Here is a 19471-nt window from a genome sequence, read left to right as displayed (position 1 = left end):
AACTGACCTTTGGGATCCTTATACAATGACGGAAAACACGCCAAACCACAAGCGAAAATCCAAGGGATTCCACGGCGATATCACGCCAAACCGGCCATTCGGTCCGAATAACAATTTTCTTCGGTTTTCAGTTGGTTGACCACCGGCCACAGAGAGCCCGGAACGGGCCGGAAATGGGCGAGGAGGGATTCGAACCCCCGAAGGCTATGCCAGCAGATTTACAGTCTGCCCCCGTTGTCCACTTGGGTACTCGCCCGCTTGGGCCACGATCGTAGCCGCAATAGCCGCTTGAGGCATCATTCTTCCGCGTTGGCCTCCTCCGAAGCATCGGCTTCGAACTCCAACGGCGGTGGGTCGGCTGGCTTCCCACGACGCTGCGGCAGCGCCACGGACTGGGCTTGCCCCCCAAGCACGACAGGCACCAGCAAGGGCTGGCCCGCACGGGGATCTCCTCCCATCCACGCCACCAGGTCCCGCACTGGACCGCCTTGAGCGAAGTCGAACTGCCGGTACGCCTGCCGCGGCGGCCCTCGCCGGATGTCACCACTCCCGATCCCATTGGCAGCCAGGAACCCGCCGACGGCCTCGATCACCGCCTCGTGGGGCGCCCCACCGCCCGGCTCGTGCAAGAACGCGCACGGGCACGATCCCGAGAGCACCTGCCCGGGTGCCGCCAAGTACAGATCTCCGGCGAACCCCATTGCCTCAAGAAGCCCGGCCAGCTCCGCCGGGTGCTCCAGGCTGCCCTGTTCAGCGTCAACGCACCATTCCAGGCCGGACGCTCCAGCATCGGCCAACGCGCGGCGAGCATCCTCGAGGAGCTCGTGCAACTCATCGGGCCACGGCTCGTCGTCCCACACCTTGGCGAGGGTTCTTGCATGCCGATCGATACCCACCGAAGCGGTATCGATCGCCAGCGATCGGTCCTCGTCCAGCTCGTGACCGTCGAGGTCGCCTAAAGCCATGGCGATGGCCTGCAGGCCAATGATCGCCGGTACGCTCTCGCGCCACCGCCCGCCGGCACCCTCGGTGGGCAGCGCCACCGCCGAGCGCGCAAACTCGGTCCACCGCGCCAGCAGCATCGCCCATGTCATCGCTTCGGCCATGCCTCAAGCGTATGCGGACGGCTAGATCTCGCCGTCCATTTCCTGCTGGCCGAATAGCCGGTCATGGATGGGCGCCAGTGCTTCGAGCGTGTGCTGGAGCACCTGCACCGGCGTGCCGATGGCGTCGACCTCGTGGATGAGTTTGTCGGGGTAGAAGTCCAGCACCGGGCGGGTCTCACTCTCGTAGACCTCCCAGCGGCGGCGGATCACGTCCTCGCGGGCATCGTCGGCCCGATTCTCACGCAGCGCCCGCTTGCGGAGCCGCATGAGCATCGCGCTCATGTCGCGGCACACCAGGTGGACGATGGCCTTGACCTCGACGTGCTCTTCGAGCAGCCTGGCCTGCTTGACGTTCCGGGGGATGCCGTCGAGCACCAGGATCTCGGCGTGGGGCTTGTAGTAGCTCAGCGTCATCTGGGCGTGGAGGTTCTCCTTCCACATGTCCACCGTCACGTCGTCGGGCACGAGGTTGCCCTTGGACGAATACTCGTAGAACGTCCGCCCCAGCGGGGTGTGGATATCCAGCGTTCGGAACACCTCGCCGCAGGACAAGTGGTAGAACCCGGGGATCTGCCCCAGGATCTTGCCCTGGGTTCCCTTGCCCGCACCGGGGGCACCGAAAAGCAACGCGGTTGGAACACGATCGGCCATCGTGGCCTCCCCTTCCCTGGACCCATGGCGGGCCGCACAAGCCCCGCCGGAATCTGACGACCCCAAGCATAACGCCCACGCGTGTCGGAGGCCGGTTTCGGGGCCTTCGGAGCGTGGGCGTTTGCACTTTTTGCGGATATTTCGGGCCGTGCCCAGTCCCAATCGGTCCCGATGGTCCGATCAGCCGGCGGCGATCACTTCCTGCATCAGGTTCGCGGGCATCGCACGGTACTCCAGGAACTCCATCGAGGCCGCCGCCCGGCCCTGGCTCATGCCGCGGAGCGTGGTCGTGTAGCCGAACATCTCGCTGAGCGGGCACTCGCAGGTGATCTGGCGGATGCCAGAGCCACGATCCTCGGTGTCGATGATCATGCCGCGGCGGCCCGAGATATCGCCGGTCACGTTGCCGAAGAACTCTTCGGGCGTGATGATCACGACCTTCATGATCGGCTCGAGCAGCACGCTGCGGGCCTTGGTGACCGCCTCACGGAGCGCCAGGCGTGCGGCCTGCTCGAAGGCGACCTGCGAGCTATCCACTTGGTGGTACGAGCCGTCGACCAGTTCGGCTTTGATGTTGATCAAGGGGTAGTTGGCGCTCACGCCCGTGGCGGCCGTCTGGCGGATGCCCGTCTCCACCGAGGGGATGAACTCCTTGGGGATCGAGCCGCCGACGATCTTGTTCTCGAAGGCCACGCCGTTGACGAACTTGATGCCGTCTTCCTCGGCCTCTTCCTTGGTGTAGGGGCGCAGGTTGATCGTCACGTCGCCGAACTGGCCGCGACCACCGGTCTGCTTCACGAACTTGCCGCGGACGTCCTTGGCCTCGCCCTGGATGGCCTCTCGGTAGCTCACGCGGGGCTTGCCGACCTGCACGCCGATCTTCATGTCACGGGTCAGCTTGTTCTTGATGATCTCAAGGTGCAACTCGCCCATGCCGGCGATGATGGTCTGGCCGGTCTCTTCGTCGTAGTGGCTCTGGAAGCTGGGATCCTCGCGACGGATGGTCACGAGCGCCTCGCTCAGCTTGCGCTTGTCGTCGCTGGTGTTGGGCTCGATGGACATCGAGATCACCGGATCGGGGAAGTCCATCCGCTCGAGCAGGATCGGGTTGCTGGCATCACACAGGGTGTCGCCCGTGATCGAGTCCTTGATGCCGATCACGGCGACGATCATGCCCGCGTGGGCCACGTCCATCGCCTCGCGCGTCTTGGCCTGCATCTGGTAGATGCGGCTGACGATCTCCTTCTTGCCGTTGCCGGGGTTCAGCACGCGGCTGCCCTTCTCGAGCGAACCCGAGTAGATGCGCGTATAGGTCAGGTCGCCGTGGCTGTCGGCTACCACCTTGAACACCAGGGCCGAGAACGGCGCGCTCTTGTCGTGCGGCCGAGTCAGCTTCTTCTCGGGATCCTTCGGGTCGACGCCCTGCACCTCGGGAACCTCGGTGGGGTTGGGCAGGTAGTCGATCACGCCGTCCAGCAAACGCTGCACCCCGATGTTCTTCAGGGCCGAGCCGCAGAAGACCGGGTTGCACTGCAGGCTCAGCGTGCCCTTCCGCAAGGCCTTGCGGATGTCGTCGACCGTTACCGAGTTCTCGTCTTCGAGGTACTTCTCGGTCAGGTCGTCGTCCAGGGCGCTGGCGGCATCGACCAACTCATGGCGCCACTTCTCGGCCTCTTCCTGGAGTTCGGCGGGGATGTCCTTCTCGGTCACCACCGCGCCCTGCTCGTTGGCGTCGAAGTAGAACGCCCGCATGCCCAGCAGGTCGATGATGCCCTCGAGATCGTGGCCCGCGCCGATGGGGATCTGCACGGCGATGGCGTTGGCACCCAAGCGCTTTTTGATGCTCTTGAAGCTGAAGTCGAAGTTCGCGCCGGTCTTATCCATCTTGTTGATGTAGCAGATGCGCGGCACGCGATACCGGTCGGCCTGGCGCCACACGGTCTCGCTCTGGGCCTCGACGCCCTCCTTGCCGTCGAACACCGCCACCGCGCCGTCGAGCACGCGGAGCGAACGCTCGACCTCGATGGTGAAGTCCACGTGGCCCGGGGTGTCGATCAGGTTGATCTGGTACTCGATATCGCTGCGCGTCCAGGCGCAGGTCGTCGCGGCCGACTGGATCGTGATGCCACGCTCCTGCTCTTCCTGCAGGAAGTCCATGGTCGCGGTGCCCTCGTGCACCTCGCCCAGTTTGTGGGTCTTGCCCGCGTAGAACAGGATGCGCTCGGTGACCGTGGTCTTGCCCGCGTCGATGTGGGCGGCGATCCCGATGTTCCGAACCCTGTTGAGTGGCATCTCGGCCATGGCGTCGTCCTCGCGTCTCGGTCTGCTCGCCCGCTCGGTCGAGCGGATCCGTCACCGATCACCTTGCCCGCGTACAAGCCCGGGGTCGGCACTCGGTGGCCCGCCCAGACCTGCGTGTTGGGGGCGAGCGTTTGTAATCTGGTACTCATCGGCCCATCAGGGTTGCCCCTTCAGACCGATACTCTCGAATCGAACCTCGGCCCGGCTCGCGATTGCCGCCTTCCGCAGTGGTGGTCTCCCGTGTCGCGAACGCCGATCGCCAGACCCGAAAAAGGGCCCTGCCCTGGCTTCCATCAACACCCTGACCACGCACCAACACCACCGGCGGTTATCAAAGCCCGTGGGCCGAAGGGTAATGCTAGAACCCAGCCGCTGTCCGTCAAGCGACAGGCGGCTCAGCGGCCCTCTAAATAAGCCCCGATCTGGGCCCGCTGGTCGTCGCTCAGGCCCGCCCCGAGAGGGTCGAGCCGCATCCGCTCATCGGCCGCGAGCGCGTTTCGGGCGCTCCGCTCGGCCCAGTCACCCAGGCCCGCCTCACGGGCGATCTGGAACTGGCGGAACTTGAGCTGGGGGCTGGCCGGGTTCAAGGCCTCGGCTTGGGCCAACGCCTCCAGGATCGCCTCGACGTTCGAGCCATCGCCATCGAGGGCCGCCAGCACGGTTGCCAGGTGGCTGGAGTTCTGGCCCGAGACCGGCTCGCTCTCGGTCGCCCGCCTGGCCAGCGCCAGGGACCACTCGGCCGCCCGGGAATCTCCAAAGAGCGCGACCACGAGCCAGGCCCGCGAGGCCGCCCGGAGCGTTGGACCATCGGCGGGTGCCACCTCGACCGCCCGGTCCATTTCCTGAGCCGCGGCCAGCGAGGACTGCCGAGCCAACTCGCCCAGACCTTCCGCCAAGCCGCCCGCGTTGACCGACCGGTTCAGCGCGGCGGACAGTTCCTCGGCCACGGCCCGGAACACCCTGGGGTCTCCCCCGCTGGCGTCCAGCATCGCGCGGAACTCCGCCGGCTGGCGCGCGTGGACGGCCGCCCGCGTCACCGCGCCCTGCCAGGCCCAGAGCCCCGGAAGGATGAGCAAGGCAATGGCCAGTGCAAGCAGGGCCGGAACGACTCCGACAAACCGAGCACCAAGCGGGAACGCCGCGTCTCCATCCGCCCCATCGCGCGCGCACGCCACGCCCAGCCACGCCGCCCAGAGCGAGGCCGACCCGATGAGCACAGGGGTCATCTCGATCTGCCCGTGGGCGACGAGCACTAGGGCCGCCGCGCCCGCGCCAAGCACGAGCCCGCGCGTCGGCCCGTGCCACACCGCCCACGCGAGCGCGACCCAGCCGACCAGCCCGCACAGCCAGGCGATCGCCAGCGCCAGGGTCAGGCCGCCAACGGCTTGCAGCTCGAAGCGGGCCCCGATCGCCACGGCCAGCGCGGGGCCGGCGATCAACGCGAGGCGCGGGAGGGGCGTCGGCTCCTCCGGCCGTGCGTCCTGATCCAACACCGCGCGCGCCGCCCGCCAGGCCGCGAAGAGCAGGAACGCCAGCACCGCCAGGCCAACAACCACCCCCATGGTCGCTATCGCATCGAACATCACGCTGTGGGGGCTCGCGGCGTTCTCGGGGCTGATGGGGTTCTTGGCCAGCGCGTAGGCGTCCTTGAACCCGCCAGGGCCGACACCCATCAGCGGGTTGGCGATCGTGATGCGCGTGGACGCCTCAACATAGAACCAGCGGAAGAGCAGGCTGAGCTCGCCCACGCGCTCGCCGACCATGCCGCGCGCGACCAGCACGAGCAGCGGCCCGAGCACCACGACACCCGCCAGAGCGCCCGCCAGCCGCGCGCGACCGCGGCCCTCGCGCCACGTTTTTGGTGCGAATCGCCCGAGCGCCACGCACGCCAGGCCGAGGACGCCGGCGGTCATCGCGCCCTTACTGCCGCCATAGATGACAAGGCAGATCGCCACGAATGCGCCCACGCCGGCGATCGCGCTCACGACCTTCCGATTGCCCAGGGCCACCGCCGCCAATGCCACGCCACCCGCCGCCAGGAACGAGGCCACGACATTCGAGAACCCGATCCACCCCGTGATCTCGGGCTGGCGCAGCCGCCGCTCGAACGCACGCGCGCCCGACGACCCAGCTTCCAGCCCCTGGGCGGCCAGCATCTGTTGCTCGTTGGCCTCGAACTGGGCGACCGTCGCCGGGTGCTCGACAAGCAATTGCACCAGGCCCTTGGCGACGAGCATCGCCGTGAAGCCCGCGAGCAACGCGAGCACGGCGCGGCGTGTGCTGGCGTGTGCGCCGCCGCGGGCGATGGCCCCCGCGCCCGCGAGGGCCGCGAGCCAGGCCAGCGCGGGCGAGAGGTCGGCCGTCCGCGGGCCATCGGGCAACCCATGCACGAGCCCAACGAGCGCGATCAGCACCAACGCAACGGCCCAGCCGGCCCATGCCTTCCACTTCGATGGCGGCGCGAGTAGCAGCACGAGGCCGCCCAGCAGCAGCGTCAGCACGTCCATGATGGCCGCCTCGCGCGGGCCAAAAGCGCCCGCGGGGGCGGCGATCGAGTACGGGTCGAGCCCCCAGCCGGGCATCGGATCGAACGCCAGCATCGCGCGCACGCAGGCGAGCAGGGCGACGATGATGGTCAGGCCGTGTGTGAGCGCGTTGGCGCGCGTCGCGCTAGCCATGGGCCTTGCCCCTGGGCCAGAACTCCAGCACCCCAAGCACGCCCATGAGCACCACCGCCTGCACGCCGATGATGATCGCGCCCGTGGCGTTGACGGTCAGCAACAGCAAGCCCGACGCGCCGGCGATCATCGAGAACGCCCACAGCACCAGCACCGCGCCGCGTCGGCCGAGCCCGCGAGCCGCGAGCCTGTGGCTCACATGCTGCAAGTCGCCCACCAGCGGGCTCTTGCCCTGGCTCAGGCGCAGGCCGACGACGGTGGTCAGGTCGTACAACGGTACGGCCAGAACTAATACCGGCAGCAGTACGCCCCACCATTGCGACCCGCCCTCGGTCATGTACGTGCCGCGCACGCTCAGGAAGCCCAGCACGAACCCCAGCACCAGCGACCCGCCGTCGCCCATGAAGACGCGGGCCCTCGGGAAATTATGCGGCATGAAGCCCAGGCACGCCCCCACCACGCACGCGCTCAGGCCCGCGACGAACCACTGGCCGGCCAGCAGCATCGCGGCGGTCAGGAACGCCCCGGCGACGGCCGCCACGCCCGCGCTCAGCCCATCCATGTTGTCCAGGAAGTTCATCGCGTTGGTCATCGCCAGCAGCCATAGCGCGGTGATGGCGACGCTCAATGCCTCGCCACCCGGATAGGCGTCCAGCAGCGTGAGCAAGCGCGAATCGGTCAGCAGCGGTATGGCGACGGCGGGCAACGCCATCAGGCCCAGCTTGATGAGCGGTCCCAGGGGCTTGCGGTCGTCGACGAGCCCCAGCACGTGCAGCAGCGCGATGGCGGCCAGCAGGATGATCGCGTCGAGCACCACCGCCGAGGGATCGGTCGCCTCGCGGTGCGGGCCGTCGATGATCGGGGCGAGCACCAGGGCACCGACGATGGGCACCACCAGCCCGGCTACCACACCGATGCCGCCGATGTTGGGCACCCGCCGAGCGTCGGCCTTCACCTGCCCGGCCACACCCGCGGCGTCCAGGGCGTTCAGCCGGCGGCCCAGCCGCGTGGCGAGCCCCGTGGCGAACAGGCTCACGAGCAACGCCACGACACCTAGGGCCAGCACGAGCAGGGACATGGCGGGTTGTAGGCCGAGGGAGGCCCCCCACGGCGGCTGATCGTTGATCTTCAACCGACTTGTCAAGTTTGCTTGACAAGTCGATGATGTCAAATATACTTGACTTCATGTCCAAAACACTTGACACCAAACGCAAGAGGAGATCGGCCATGGTGCCATCGTTTGAGGAACGCAGCGCCTGGGTGCAACTGGTCGCCTTGGGGCTCGGGCTGGGCGGATACTTCGCAACGGCCGGGCGGCTGCTGGCCAGCGGGGTGATGGAAATGCCGCCGTACATCGCGGTGTTTGCGGTGTCCGTCGTGCTGTTGATCATGGTGATGATCGCCGGCCACGTCCTGGCGGCGATGCTCGGCACACCCGAGGACGCCGACGAGCGCGACCGGCTGATCGGGTGGAAGGCCGAGGCCCGGTCGTCGTGGGTGCTGGGAGCGGGAGTGTTCTGCGCCATCACCGCGCTGGCGTTCGACGTGGAGGCCGTGTGGGTGGCCAACGGCCTGCTGCTGTCGATGTTCGCAAGCGAGATGCTCAAGCTCGTGCTGCAGGTGGTCAGCTACCGCCGGGGCGCGTGATGGCGGGTACGCAAGATGGTCGTGTCATCAACCATATTCGCGTGCTGCGCGCGGCCGCCGGGGGTGGCCTGACTCAGGGCGACCTGGCCACGCGCGTCGGCGTCAGCCGGCAGACGCTCAACGCCATCGAGGGCGGCAAGTACGCCCCCTCGCTCGAGGTCGCCTTCAAGATCGCACGCGAGCTTGGGAGGCCGTTGGCCGAGGTGTTCGAGTTCGTCGAGGGCTAGCGGCGGCGGCGCATCGCGAGCAGGCCCAACGCCAGCAGCGACGCCGAGGCCGGGGCGGGGATGACGTGGATGGTGGCCGAGCCTTCGGTGAGTTCGGCGAGGCGGGATTCGGACAGAGACGACGACCTCTCGACATACACGTCGTACTTCGTTGTCATCGTCGACAGATCGATGTCAAACGGTGCCATGACCTCCATCGGAGCGGTGTACGTCACCTCCCAGAACGGTATCGGGTTCGTCGAATCGGCATAGGTGCTATGGAAATTGGTCTGGCCAGCCAGAATCCCGTCGTACCCGGTCGCCGAGGGGGCGCCGGCCGATGTGCCAGGCCCATTCATGGGCGCGACCACAGCGGCGTCGCTCAGTCCGACCGAGCCGGTCGAGGCCACGAAGTCGGTCATGACCGCGGCGATGGCGTACTTGCTGGGATCGAAGCCGGCAAGCATCGTCACCGTTGTGCTCTCGCCCGGCAGGAGCGTGGGGTTCTCCACATCGATCGTGATCTCATACTGGGCCAGGGCAGCGGTGGGCAGGGCCAGAGCGGCGAGGATGGTGGCAGGGCGGGTGGTCATGCGTGGTCTCCCGTGGATTGGCCTGGCCAGAGCGGCCCAGTTCTATATAGCAAGATACCGCAGAACGGTCCCGGCCCCAAAACGATCTCGCGCGGATTCGAGCGAGGGTCTTCCCGGCTCCCAACCAGGCCCCTAAACACCAGAACAAAGTCCACGGGGGCGAAAATGGGCCTCCGGGGCCGGTTTTCGACCCGGCAAAGTCCGGATATGGGTCCCCGGATGTTCCATCCGGGTTGCCTGATACGACATCCGGGGACCCGGACAAGACATCAGGCAGCCCGGACACGACATCCGGGGACCCTGACAAGGCATCGGGCAGCCCGATTGCGGCATCCCGGGCCCCTGACACGACGCCAGGAAGCCCGGACACGAGTTCCGGGGCCCTTGGCATGACCTCGGGCCGCCCGGACACGGCATCCGGCGGCCCGGCACGAGATCGGGATGGCCGCGCGTCGCTCACCCCCACACCCCCTTCCTTCACCTGCCCAGATCCCATACCCCACCACGGAGTGGCCGAGACAATCGGGGCCAGCGCCGCTACCCTTGGCACCCGTCCGGGCAACCGAACCGGGCGGATGCCCGGCGGTGGTGGCCGGGACAAGAAAACCAGAAGCCAGAGAGCCTCCTTACTAAAGGGACAGCCCGCCGTGAAGATCCGAACCGACGAGATCGCCAGCGTCATCCGTACCGAGCTCGAGCAGTACTCGAACGAACTCGAAGTCTCCGAGGTCGGCCGCGTGGTCGAGGTCGGCGACGGCATCGCCCGCGTCTACGGCCTGGCCAACGCCATGGCCGGCGAGCTGCTCGAGTTCCAGACCGAGAAGGGCGCCGTCATGGGCCAGGTGATGAACCTGGAGATGGACACCGTGGGCGCCGTCATCTACGGCGATTACCTGCTGGTGAAGGAGGGCGACCTGGTCAAGAGCACCAGCCGCCTGCTCGAGGTGCCCGTGGGCGAGAGCCTGCTGGGCCGCGTGGTCGATCCCTTGGGCCGTCCGATTGATGATGGCCCCGCCATCGAGGCCGCCGAGTACCGCAAGGTCGACATCATCGCCCCGGGCATCGCCGACCGCCAGCCGGTGAGCGAGCCGCTGCAGTTCGGCATCAAGGCCGTCGACGCGATGATTCCTGTCGGGCGTGGCCAGCGCGAGCTGGTCATCGGCGACCGCAAGACCGGCAAGACGGCGGTGTGCATCGACGCGATCATCAACCAGAAGCAGTACTGGGGCACCGACGAGGCCGTCGTGTGCATCTACGTCGCGGTTGGTCAGAAGGAATCGACCGTCGCCAGCGTGGTCGAGAAGCTCCGCAAGCACGGCGCGATGGACTACACCATCGTCGTGAACGCGTCGAGCAGCGACCCCGCTCCCATGCAGTACGTGGCCCCATATTCGGGCTGTGCGATGGGCGAGTACTTCATGTGGCAGGGCAAAGAAGGCAACGGCAAGCCCAAGCACGCCTTGCTCGTCTACGACGACCTGAGCAAGCAGGCCGTGGCCTATCGCCAGTTGTCGCTGCTTCTCCGCCGCCCGCCCGGCCGCGAGGCCTACCCCGGCGACGTGTTCTACCTCCATAGCCGCCTGCTGGAGCGCGCCACCAAGCTGAGCGACGAGAACGGCGGCGGCAGCCTGACCGCCCTGCCGATCATCGAGACGCAGGAAGGCGACGTGTCGGCGTACATCCCCACCAACGTGATCTCGATCACCGATGGGCAGATCTACCTCGAGCCGGAACTGTTCTTCAGTGGTGTGCGTCCGGCCATCAACGTGGGCATCTCGGTGAGCCGCGTGGGTGGCGCCGCCCAGATCGGCGCGATGAAGAAGATCGCCGGCTCGCTGCGACTCGACCTTGCGGCCTACCGCGAGCTCGAGGCCTTCGCCCAGCTCGGCACCGAGCTCGACAAGGCGACGCAGAACCAGCTCGACCGCGGTGCCCGCATGGTCGAGCTGCTCAAGCAGCCCGAGTTCACACCCTTCCACGTGGTCGACCAGGTCATCTCGATGTTCGCCGGCACGCGTGGCTACCTCGACGAGGTGGCCCTCAAGGACGTGCGGCAGTTCGAGAAGGATTTGCTGGAGGCCTTCCAGACCAGCTACAAGCCGCTCTGGGACAAGATCAACGAGCAGCGCAAGCTGACCGACGAGATCAACGCCGAACTCGAGGACGCCCTCAAGGCCTTCAGCGGCGACTGGGTGCGGACCCAGAAGAGCGGCACCAAGCCGGCGGGCGAGCCGGTGGCCGCGGGCGCATAGGCATCGGCCACTGATCGAAACCGCCGGACTCGATTCAAGCCCGCCAGAACGGCGGGCTTTTCGTTGGGGATGGCAAATGGGCACCAAGATAGGTAAGTTCTGGCGTTATCGGTTGCGTCATTTCGCCCGAATCGGGGGGTGCCAACCGATCCTCCCGACTATCTTTGCGGCATGGCACGCCACCTCATCGCCACCGTGGGCATCGCGGTCGGTTCCCCGGCCGCGCTCGCCCAGTACGCCGTCCACGAGTTGCTGCCACCACCCGGCGGCACGGCCACCATCGCCACGAGCATCGATGAGCAGGGCCGCATCGTCGGGTCGAGCCAGCTCGCCATCGGCCTTGTGGCGGTCTCGTGGGCGTCGTTCGATGCCGAGCCGGTGGTGCTGGGCACGCTCGATGGCGGCTTGACGAGCGAAGCCGTCTCCATCGCCAGCGGCCTGGTCGTGGGCACGAGCGACCGTGATTGCGGCACGCCCGGATCGTTCTTGTGGACGACCTCGGGCGGGCTCGTGCCCATCGGCCCGGACACGTGCAACACGGTCACGCCCGTCAGCGTCAACGGCTCAGGCGACGTGCTCATGCAAGTGGGGTCGCCGTTGCTGCCGCTCATCTGGCCGCTCGGACCGGGCTCGCCGCGTGTGCTCGAGACCTGGGGCCAGCCCGCGACCGTGCTGCGCATCGATGCCGTAGGGCGCGTGGTTGGGACGTCACGCCACCACCCCGAGGCCGAGGGCGTGTGGCGGGCCATCGAATGGCCGGCAGCCGGCGAACCACGGCTTCTGGACCGCCTGGAACCGGGGCTCACCGGTGTCGACGCCGCGTACGACCGCAACGCCTCGGGGCTCATCGTCGGCTTCGCGCGCGCGGGCTCGGTGACTCGCGCGACCGTATGGGATGCCGCGGGCGATCCCATCGACGCGGGTGAGGCGCTCGGCCCGGGCATGACCTCGCAGTTGGTCCGTATCAACGCCGGTGGGCAGGCCGTCGGTAGTTCGGGGCTTGGCGCGATCCTGTGGACTCAGGACGACGGCGCGCGTGCGCTCTCGAGCATGGTCGATGCCACCGGCGACGGCTGGATGCTGACGACCGCCCAGGATATCAACGATGCCGGCATCATCCTGGGCAACGGAACGAATCCTTCCGGAGAGGCACGCGCGTTCGTGCTCGCCCATGGCGGCCCCGCGTGCGTTGCCGACCTCGACGGTGACGGCGCGCTCACCATCTTCGACTTCCTGGCCTTCCAGAACCTGTTCGACGGCGGGGATCTCAGGGCCGACCTCGATGGCGACGGCACGCTGACGATCTTCGATTTTCTGGAGTTCCAGAATCTGTTCGATGCGGGATGCTGAAGCGCTTGCAACCCGATCGCTCCTCGCTCGTAGAGTTCAGTAGAAGCAAGGCCTGAGATGGGGGTAATGGCATGGAAATGCGAACATACGCGTGCGCCCTCGCGGCGTGGTTTCTCATCGCCGTGAACGCCATGGGCCAGTGGGCCGCCCAGCCGCTCCATCCTTCCGGCCAATCCTCGTCGGGCGCGTTCGCTATCGACGAAGACGTATTCGGACCCTGGCCCAGGCCAATCATCGCCGGCTACGCGCAATCGGCCGACGTCCTTGCGGGGACGTGGGCGTTCAGCTTTCCGTACATGTTCGCATCGGTCCATCCAGCCGGATGGGATGACTCGCAATGTTTGGATGTGCAGGGCGGGCAGAGTGTCGGCACAACAGCGAGCGGCGTGGGCTTTGATATCTTCCGCGCGGCGTTGTGGCATGGCGATCCCGCGATGTACGTCAATCTGCATCCCGACGGCGCTCTGGCCTCCGCAGCTATGAGTGTGTACGAGGGCCAGCAAGCCGGCTTTGCGAGGTACGCCTCGGGCGATCGCGCCGGCTTCTGGATGGGAGAACCCGCGTCGTGGACCGAGTTACACCCTGCCGAGGCCGTCGAGTCAGAAGCCTGGGCCGCGGGCGCTGATGCCGACGGGCCCGTGCAAGCGGGCTGGGTGCAATACGAAGAAGACGCCGCCCGCGCTGCACTCTGGCGCGGTACACCCGAGTCGCTATCGAGCCTGCACCCAGTGGGCTTCGATCAATCCTGGATCAACGCCGTAGGTGACGACCTGCAAGTCGGTGTGGTAGCGGTCTCGGGTTTTCGCACACTACGGGCGGCAATGTGGCGTGGCACAGCCGACTCGTTCCTCTCGCTCCACCCGGCCTGGGCCGAGGACTCGATCGCCTATGGCGTGTGGGGCCGGTATCAGGTTGGGATGGCCAGGGACAGCGTCACATCTCGCGCGATGCTGTGGCGTTCGAGGATCGACCGCGTAGAAGACTTGCACGAAATCCTGCCATCAAGATTCGAACACTCCGAGGCACGCGGGGTGTGGAGCGATGGGCGGTCTATCTTCGTTGCGGGTTTCGGCTATACGGCGAGCGGTGCCGAGGCCCTGCTTTGGTCGCGCGCGGTGTCCTGCGATGTCGATCTCGACGGGGACGGCGAACTCACTGTCTTTGATTTCTTGACCTTCCAGAACCTCTTTCTGGCTGGCGACTACCACGCCGACTTCGATGGCGATGGTGAATTGACACTCTTCGATTTTCTGGCTTTCCAGAGGGAATTTGCCCTGGGCTGCTAGGCCGAAAGCCCACCGCTCACCATCTCGTAGCGCCCGCCCGACAGGCCCAGGGCCTTTGGCAGATCGCATGCTACGTGCAACGGCCGATCGGCGTTGTCGGCATCAATCACGGCGACCGCGATCGGTGCGGCTTCGACGATCAGGAGCCCCTTGCCCTGGCCCGACCCAACGCGGCGGATCGCCAGCGTGCCGTTCCAATCTCGCGCCCACTCGGACGCAGGCGCGAACCCGGCACCATCGAGTGTGACGCGCGGGGGCTCGCCGCTGCGTAGATTGAGTTCGAGGGCCAGAGGCACCCGGCCCGTGCGGCCCAGCGCGGCGGGAGCAACCGACCAGCACAATCGCAGGCACGCCGCGCGTATCGCGGGCTCGTGCCGGATGCGTTGCTCGAAACTCGTGCTGGAGTGCGCGGTGGTCATGCTTGGGTCATTGCGAGATCAGGTTACCTTGGCCAGCATCTTGGCGGCCACGCGCAGGCCGCGCCCCTGCGGGCTCGCGAAACGCTGGCCGAGTTGATCGACGGTAACGAAGAAGTCGACGAGCTCGTCAAGTCGAGCGTTGTGGTCGCCCAAGTCGGTGGCTATGTTGGCCTTGCCCTTCTGCTTGGCTGCTTGCTGCTTGACGCCGGTGAGGTCGCGGATCTCGTGGAGCTGGGCAATGAGCGGCTCGACTTCGCGCTTGAGTCGCTCGCGCACGATGGCGCGGAACATGGCCCACACGTCCTGCTCGGCCTGGAAGTACTCCTTGCGATCGCCACGCTTGTGGGCCTTGCTGACGATCCCCCACTCGAGCAGGGCCCGCAGCGACATCGACGCGTTGCCGCGCGAGATCTGGAGGCGTTCCATCACCTCGTCGGTGTTCAGGGCCTGCCCGGTAACGAACAGCAGGGCGTGGGCCTCGGCCATGGTGCGGCTGATACCCCAAGCCCCGGCCATCTGCCCCCACGCGCCGATGAAGCCGTCCTGGGCCTCGCGGATGGCGGCCTCTGGCTCGAGCGGGGCCGGGGGTGTGGGGACGGGATCCATATCTTCAGTATCGCTGGTGGGCGGGGGTTTGTCCACTATTTGTTTCAAAAATAACTGAAAATGTTGTGGGTGTCGCGTTCGTAGCGAGATCGGTTTGTTTCCCACGAGTATGTGGGCGGCCTGTCAGGGGTCAACCACAACCTTGCCCATCGCTTGGCCGCTTTCGAGTCGGGCATGGGCCTCGCTCGCTTCCTGGAGCGAAAACTTCTTCTCGTCGAGCATCGGGGTCATCCCGCCCGCCTCTGCGATGCTGGCCAACTCGCGCAGGATCTCGCCATGGGCCTCTCGGCGGAAGTCGTGCAGCATCGGGATGAGCATGAAGACCACGTGCAGCGACAGGCCCTTGAAGTGGGCCGGCGTCAGATCAAGCTCGCACATCGAGACGGTTGTCGCGATCTGGCCGTTGAGGGCGGCGGCCTCGAACGAGTTGGCCAGGTTGGACCCGCCCACCGAATCGAAGACGACGTCGAAGCCCGCGCCGCCGGTGTGCCTAACGACGTATTGCTCGACCGTTTCGGTCTTGTAGTTGATGGGCGTGGCGCCGAGCTTTTCGATGAGCGCGAGTTGGGCATCGCCGCCACCGGTGGAGTACACGTCGGCGCCGAAGTGCCTGGCCAGTTGCAACGCGATGTGGCCGACGCCACCCGAGCCGCCATGGACCAGCACCTTCTGGCCCTTCGTGATCCCGGCGCGTTGGAGCCCCTCGTACGCGGTGATGCCAACCAGCGGGATCGCGGCCGCCTCACGCATCGACAGGTTCTTTGGCTTGTGGGCGATCAGCCTGGCGTCGGCGGCGATGCGCTCGGCCAGCGTGCCGGGCAGGTCGCCCAGCCCGCCCGCGCAGCCGTAGACCTCGTCGCCTACGTCGTAGCCGGTGACGCCCTCGCCCATCGCTTCGATAGTGCCCGCGAAGTCCATGCCAAGTATGGCGGGCGTCTTGGGCGCAAAGGGAAGGTCAGCGCCCATCTTGCGGATCATGGTGTCGACAGTATTGACGCTCGACGCGGCGATCTTGATGAGCACCTGGCCGGGCTTGGGCCGTGGGGTTTCGGCTGTTCCGGCCTCGAACTTAGCGTCGGGGCCGTAGTTGTTGATGAGCATGGCGTGCATGTTGTGGCTCCTTTGAGGCTCTGGTTAGCGCGATCGGGTGACGGAGAACGGGCCCTCGCTGCGGACGTAGAGCACACTGGGCCGGGCAGTGGACAGAGCGATGTAGTGGGTCGAGCCGCGTGCCGAGCCGACGTAACTGCCCGGCTGGAGGTCGATGCCCTCGGGCGTGTACCGGGGCTGGCCCTCGACCACGACTGCGCGGAGGGAGGCGCCCTCGCTCTGGAGCGCGCCGTTGAAGCCGGCGGGCAGCATGACGAACGCGCCGCTGGGCCCGGCGTCCTGCGGATCGCCCCAGAGGTAGGCGATCTTCGGGCCGGCCTCTTCATCGCTCTCGATCCGGGTGAGTGTCGCGGCGTCGAGCCACACGAGGTTCGATTCGTGGATGTTTACCGGGCGCTCGCCGGTGTCCTCGGCTTGCTCGCTGGGCAGCACCATGTAGGGGCCCTGCTGGATCTCGATGTAGGCAAGGTTGCTGGTGCCCTTGGCGGCGGTGATGTGGACCTCGCCGGCGGGCTGCGTCCAGTACGAGCCGGTGGGCATCCACATGGGCTCGGCGGTCGGGTCGTCGTTGTGGACCTGGCCCCGGATGACCACGCCGCGGTAGGTGACGTTGTGGATGTGCGGCGGCGACGAGAAGCCGTCGGCGAAGCGGACCAGCATGCCCGTGGCCCCGGTACCGGTGCGGTCGCCCCAGAGGTTGGCCGCGCCAGGGCCCTGGTTGCCGCGGGCGGGGTTGAGCGAGCCCCAATCGGCGTCCGAGGCCAGGAGCACCTCGTTGTCCTGCGGCGCGGCATCGGTCGGGGTGGGCTGCGATGTCGCACAGCCGGCCGCCAGCAGGCCAGCGACACCCTGGGCGGCGGCGGTGCGGGCCCGTGTGATCTGGAATCGAGCGTGGATGGGCATGGCCGCGGTCTCCCGGTTGGCGTGGTGTTGGTGCAACTGGCGGGAACGTACGGCTATACTGCACTCTCGACAAGTACCTACAAAAATGTAAGTATTAAGTTTCTTTGGTTTGCGATGACTCAGGAGAGCCCGATGGCACGGCAGTACAACTGGAAGACCGGATGTGACGTGGAAGCGACACTCAGCGTCATCGGCGGGCGGTGGAAGCCCGTGCTGGTGTGCCACCTGCTCTCGGGCCGCAAACGGTTTGGCGAGCTGAAGCGGCTGGTGCCCAACGCGACCGAGCGGATGATCACGCTCCAGCTCCGCGAGCTCGAGGCCGACGGCGTGATCTCGCGGCACGTGTTTGCCGAGGTGCCCCCCCGCGTCGAGTACGAGGTGACCGACTACGGGCGATCGCTCGAACCGGTGCTTGTCTCGATGCAGGAGTGGGGCCGAGACTTCAAGGCCCGTCGCTTCGCCGAAGAGGCGATGACCAATCCCGAAGAGGCCGGCGTGGCCCATACGATGTGCCCGTGACCGCATCCCCCGTCCAGACCCGCCCCGGCGTGCCGCCGACGAGCCCGGCCGAGCCGCCGAAGGAGCGGACGCTGGGGCCACGCGCCCTGGGGGGCATCATCGCCGTGGTGGCCCTGGCCCCCTTGCTCATCGGGGCCGGGCTCACGCCCTCGGCCGAGGGGCACGGCACGCACACGCAGCTTGGCATGCCCAGTTGCGGGTGGGTGCAGGCCTTCGACAAACCCTGCGTGACCTGCGGCATGACCACGGCGGTGACGCATGCGGCCCATGGCGATTTGATCGGGTCCTTTCTGGTGCAGCCGGCGGGCATGGTGTTCGCCATTGTGGCGGCTATGGCCTTCTGGTGCGGGCTGCACAGCCTGATCAGTGGGGCCGACACGGTGCGGCTGGCGGGGAAAATGTTCAAAGGTCGCCTCTGGTGGGCCATCGGGGGCATCCTGCTGGCCGCGTGGGCGTACAAGATGGTTACCTTCTCGGGCTGAGCCTCTAATGTAGAGCAGCCCCCATTCCGTCCACCGGAGCATCGATGACCCGATCCCTCGCCATCCTCGTGCTATTGCTGGGTGCCACCTTCGCGGGCGGCTGCAACATCCTGGGCTTCGCCGGCGCCCTCGAAGAGCAGCGCCGCCGCACCGGCAAGGTCTGGGTCGATGGTGTGTACAACGGGCTCGAGGACCAGAAGGTCGCCGTGGTCGTCGACGCCTCGAACGACATCTACGCGACGGGCGGCGAGGAAGTGGTCGGGGCCGTGCTGGTCGAGGTCATCGCACGGCTCGTGGCCAACGCGGAAGCGGAGAGCGTCGTGCCGGCCGCGGACATCATGCGCGTGCTCTACGACGAGCCCGATTTGCTTGATCGCACGTACGACGAGGTCGCTGCCCGCCTGGGCGTCGACCGGCTGATCGTGATCCAACTCGACGAGTTCCGATTGGCCGAGCCGGGCAACCAATACGTGTGGAGCGGGCAAGCCGCGGGCAACCTGCTGGTGATCGAGGCCGACAGCTACATCGAGGACGACGTGCGCCTGGAGCAGTACGTCAACGTAACCTATCCCGATCGGGCCAACACGACCATCGACGACCTCACCGCCCAGGTGGTGGCGCTCGAATTGCTGCGTCGCTTTGCGAATAGGTCGTCGTGGTTCTTCTACCGGCACCAGGAGCGGTACCCAGGGTACCAGGAGTACTAGCCGATGCGGACCACCTCCATACTCGTGCTTGTCGCGCTCTCGATCTCGGCCACGGGATGCAACATCCTCGGCCCGGCGTTCGTGATCTTCCAGGGCCCGCCCAAGGTCTACGCCGAGCACGACCTGGACCGCCAGCGCACGGTTGCGGTGGTCATCGACGACCCCGACAGCATCGTGCCGTCGATGGGGTACCGCCGCGTCATGCTGGCCACGGTGCAGGAGCAACTCGCCAGCGGTGCCAAAGTGAAGGAGGTCATCGACAGCCGCGACACGATGGCCGTGCTCCAGCGTGACAGTGCCCAGGAGCGCATGAGCCTGGCGGAGATCGGCAAGGCCATCGGCGCCGAGCAGGTGGTCTGGGCACGCGTCGAGGGCTTCTCGCTGGCCGCCCGCACGGGCGAGTACCGACCCAACGCGCAGCTCCGGGTGAAGGTCATCGACGTGACGGCCAACGAGAGGGCCTGGCCCAACGAACCGCCCGATGGTTTCTTGCTCGATGTCAACATGCGTGTGCGCCCGGACTACGTGCCCAGCAGCGGCCCCGAGGAGCGCACGGCGATGGAAGACCTGGCCAAGTACACCGGCCGGGCGATGGCCGAGCTGTTCTACACCCAGGAGAAGGTCCTGAGCGCCCGGGCGGGAAGCTGAGCGACCG

General features: G+C 66.9%; 19 protein-coding genes and 1 tRNA gene. 9 read left to right on the top strand and 11 right to left on the bottom strand.

All coding sequences use genetic code 11. The features are described 5' to 3' along the window. Positions 1–174 precede the first annotated feature (174 nt). The 6 genes from NCW75_14635 to NCW75_14610 form a co-directional block, all read right to left on the bottom strand. A tRNA-Tyr gene (locus tag NCW75_14635) sits at positions 175–256 on the bottom strand. Between the two features lie 40 nt (positions 257–296). Then, entirely contained in the window at positions 297–1106 is an 810-nt protein-coding gene (locus NCW75_14630) for a hypothetical protein (protein ID UYV12519.1), read from the bottom strand. 21 nt (positions 1107–1127) lie between these two features. Continuing rightward, entirely contained in the window at positions 1128–1757 is a 630-nt protein-coding gene (locus NCW75_14625) for a nucleoside monophosphate kinase (GenBank protein UYV12518.1), read from the bottom strand. A gap of 180 nt (positions 1758–1937) precedes the next feature. Next, positions 1938–4058, bottom strand: coding sequence for an elongation factor G (gene fusA / locus NCW75_14620; protein UYV12517.1), 2121 nt, complete (start codon positions 4056–4058; stop codon positions 1938–1940). 395 nt (positions 4059–4453) lie between these two features. Further along, a complete protein-coding gene (locus NCW75_14615) occupies positions 4454–6736 on the bottom strand; it encodes an O-antigen ligase family protein (protein UYV12516.1) in 2283 nt (760 codons plus the stop codon). Beyond that, complete coding sequence (locus NCW75_14610; GenBank protein ID UYV12515.1) at positions 6729–7814, bottom strand: undecaprenyl/decaprenyl-phosphate alpha-N-acetylglucosaminyl 1-phosphate transferase; 1086 nt, start codon at positions 7812–7814, stop codon at positions 6729–6731. The genes NCW75_14615 and NCW75_14610 overlap by 8 nt, the downstream gene beginning before the upstream one ends. 149 nt (positions 7815–7963) lie before the next feature. Between NCW75_14610 and NCW75_14605 the strand changes: the two genes are divergently transcribed. Beyond that, positions 7964–8383, top strand: a complete 420-nt coding sequence (locus tag NCW75_14605) for a hypothetical protein (protein UYV12514.1) — start codon at positions 7964–7966, stop codon at positions 8381–8383. Continuing rightward, the gene (locus NCW75_14600) at positions 8383–8610 is read left to right on the top strand and encodes a helix-turn-helix transcriptional regulator (GenBank protein UYV12513.1); all 228 of its coding nucleotides are present in this window, start codon (positions 8383–8385) and stop codon (positions 8608–8610) included. Before NCW75_14605 ends, NCW75_14600 begins: the two co-directional genes overlap by 1 nt. Here NCW75_14600 and NCW75_14595 read toward each other — a convergent pair. After that, entirely contained in the window at positions 8607–9182 is a 576-nt protein-coding gene (locus NCW75_14595) for a hypothetical protein (GenBank protein UYV12512.1), read from the bottom strand. The two genes, NCW75_14600 and NCW75_14595, sit on opposite strands and share 4 nt — an antisense overlap. Positions 9183–9862: 680 nt before the next feature. Here NCW75_14595 and atpA point away from each other — a divergent pair. The 3 genes from atpA (at position 9863) to NCW75_14580 (ending at position 14070) form a co-directional block, all read left to right on the top strand. Continuing rightward, a complete protein-coding gene (gene atpA, locus NCW75_14590; GenBank protein ID UYV14201.1) occupies positions 9863–11434 on the top strand; it encodes a F0F1 ATP synthase subunit alpha in 1572 nt (523 codons plus the stop codon). Between the two features lie 171 nt (positions 11435–11605). Continuing rightward, positions 11606–12784 (top strand): hypothetical protein, encoded by a 1179-nt coding sequence (locus NCW75_14585; protein ID UYV12511.1) that lies wholly within the window; start codon positions 11606–11608, stop codon positions 12782–12784. 71 nt (positions 12785–12855) lie between these two features. Next, positions 12856–14070 carry a hypothetical protein gene (locus tag NCW75_14580; protein UYV12510.1) on the top strand — a complete coding sequence of 405 codons (1215 nt, stop codon included), beginning with the start codon at positions 12856–12858 and terminating at the stop codon, positions 14068–14070. On the opposite strand, the gene NCW75_14575 is transcribed toward NCW75_14580, so the two are convergent. From NCW75_14575 to NCW75_14560, 4 genes are all read right to left on the bottom strand, one after another. Then, positions 14067–14489, bottom strand: coding sequence for a hypothetical protein (locus tag NCW75_14575; GenBank protein UYV12509.1), 423 nt, complete (start codon positions 14487–14489; stop codon positions 14067–14069). The two genes, NCW75_14580 and NCW75_14575, sit on opposite strands and share 4 nt — an antisense overlap. 18 nt (positions 14490–14507) lie before the next feature. Beyond that, positions 14508–15095 carry a hypothetical protein gene (locus NCW75_14570; protein ID UYV12508.1) on the bottom strand — a complete coding sequence of 196 codons (588 nt, stop codon included), beginning with the start codon at positions 15093–15095 and terminating at the stop codon, positions 14508–14510. A gap of 123 nt (positions 15096–15218) precedes the next feature. Then, positions 15219–16205, bottom strand: a complete 987-nt coding sequence (locus NCW75_14565) for a zinc-dependent alcohol dehydrogenase family protein (protein UYV12507.1) — start codon at positions 16203–16205, stop codon at positions 15219–15221. A gap of 24 nt (positions 16206–16229) precedes the next feature. Continuing rightward, positions 16230–17108, bottom strand: coding sequence for a DUF4437 domain-containing protein (locus tag NCW75_14560; protein ID UYV12506.1), 879 nt, complete (start codon positions 17106–17108; stop codon positions 16230–16232). Positions 17109–17240: 132 nt separating this feature from the next. On the opposite strand from NCW75_14560, the gene NCW75_14555 reads away from it, so the two are divergent. The 4 genes from NCW75_14555 to NCW75_14540 are packed head-to-tail and all read left to right on the top strand — an operon-like array spanning position 17241 to position 19464. Then, the gene (locus NCW75_14555) at positions 17241–17627 is read left to right on the top strand and encodes a helix-turn-helix transcriptional regulator (protein ID UYV12505.1); all 387 of its coding nucleotides are present in this window, start codon (positions 17241–17243) and stop codon (positions 17625–17627) included. Beyond that, positions 17624–18109 carry a DUF2752 domain-containing protein gene (locus NCW75_14550; GenBank protein ID UYV12504.1) on the top strand — a complete coding sequence of 162 codons (486 nt, stop codon included), beginning with the start codon at positions 17624–17626 and terminating at the stop codon, positions 18107–18109. Before NCW75_14555 ends, NCW75_14550 begins: the two co-directional genes overlap by 4 nt. A 44-nt stretch (positions 18110–18153) precedes the next feature. Then, on the top strand, positions 18154–18816 hold the full coding sequence (locus tag NCW75_14545; GenBank protein ID UYV12503.1) for a hypothetical protein: 663 nt from the start codon (positions 18154–18156) through the stop codon (positions 18814–18816). A gap of 3 nt (positions 18817–18819) precedes the next feature. Further along, positions 18820–19464, top strand: a complete 645-nt coding sequence (locus NCW75_14540) for a hypothetical protein (GenBank protein UYV12502.1) — start codon at positions 18820–18822, stop codon at positions 19462–19464. The last annotated feature ends 7 nt before the right edge of the window (positions 19465–19471 follow it).

It is taken from the genome of Phycisphaera sp. (assembly GCA_025916675.1).
Classification (GTDB): Bacteria; Planctomycetota; Phycisphaerae; order Phycisphaerales; family UBA1924; genus JAHCJI01.
The sequence above is the reverse complement of the archived record's forward strand: the minus strand, read 5'-3'. Positions and strand labels throughout refer to the sequence as shown.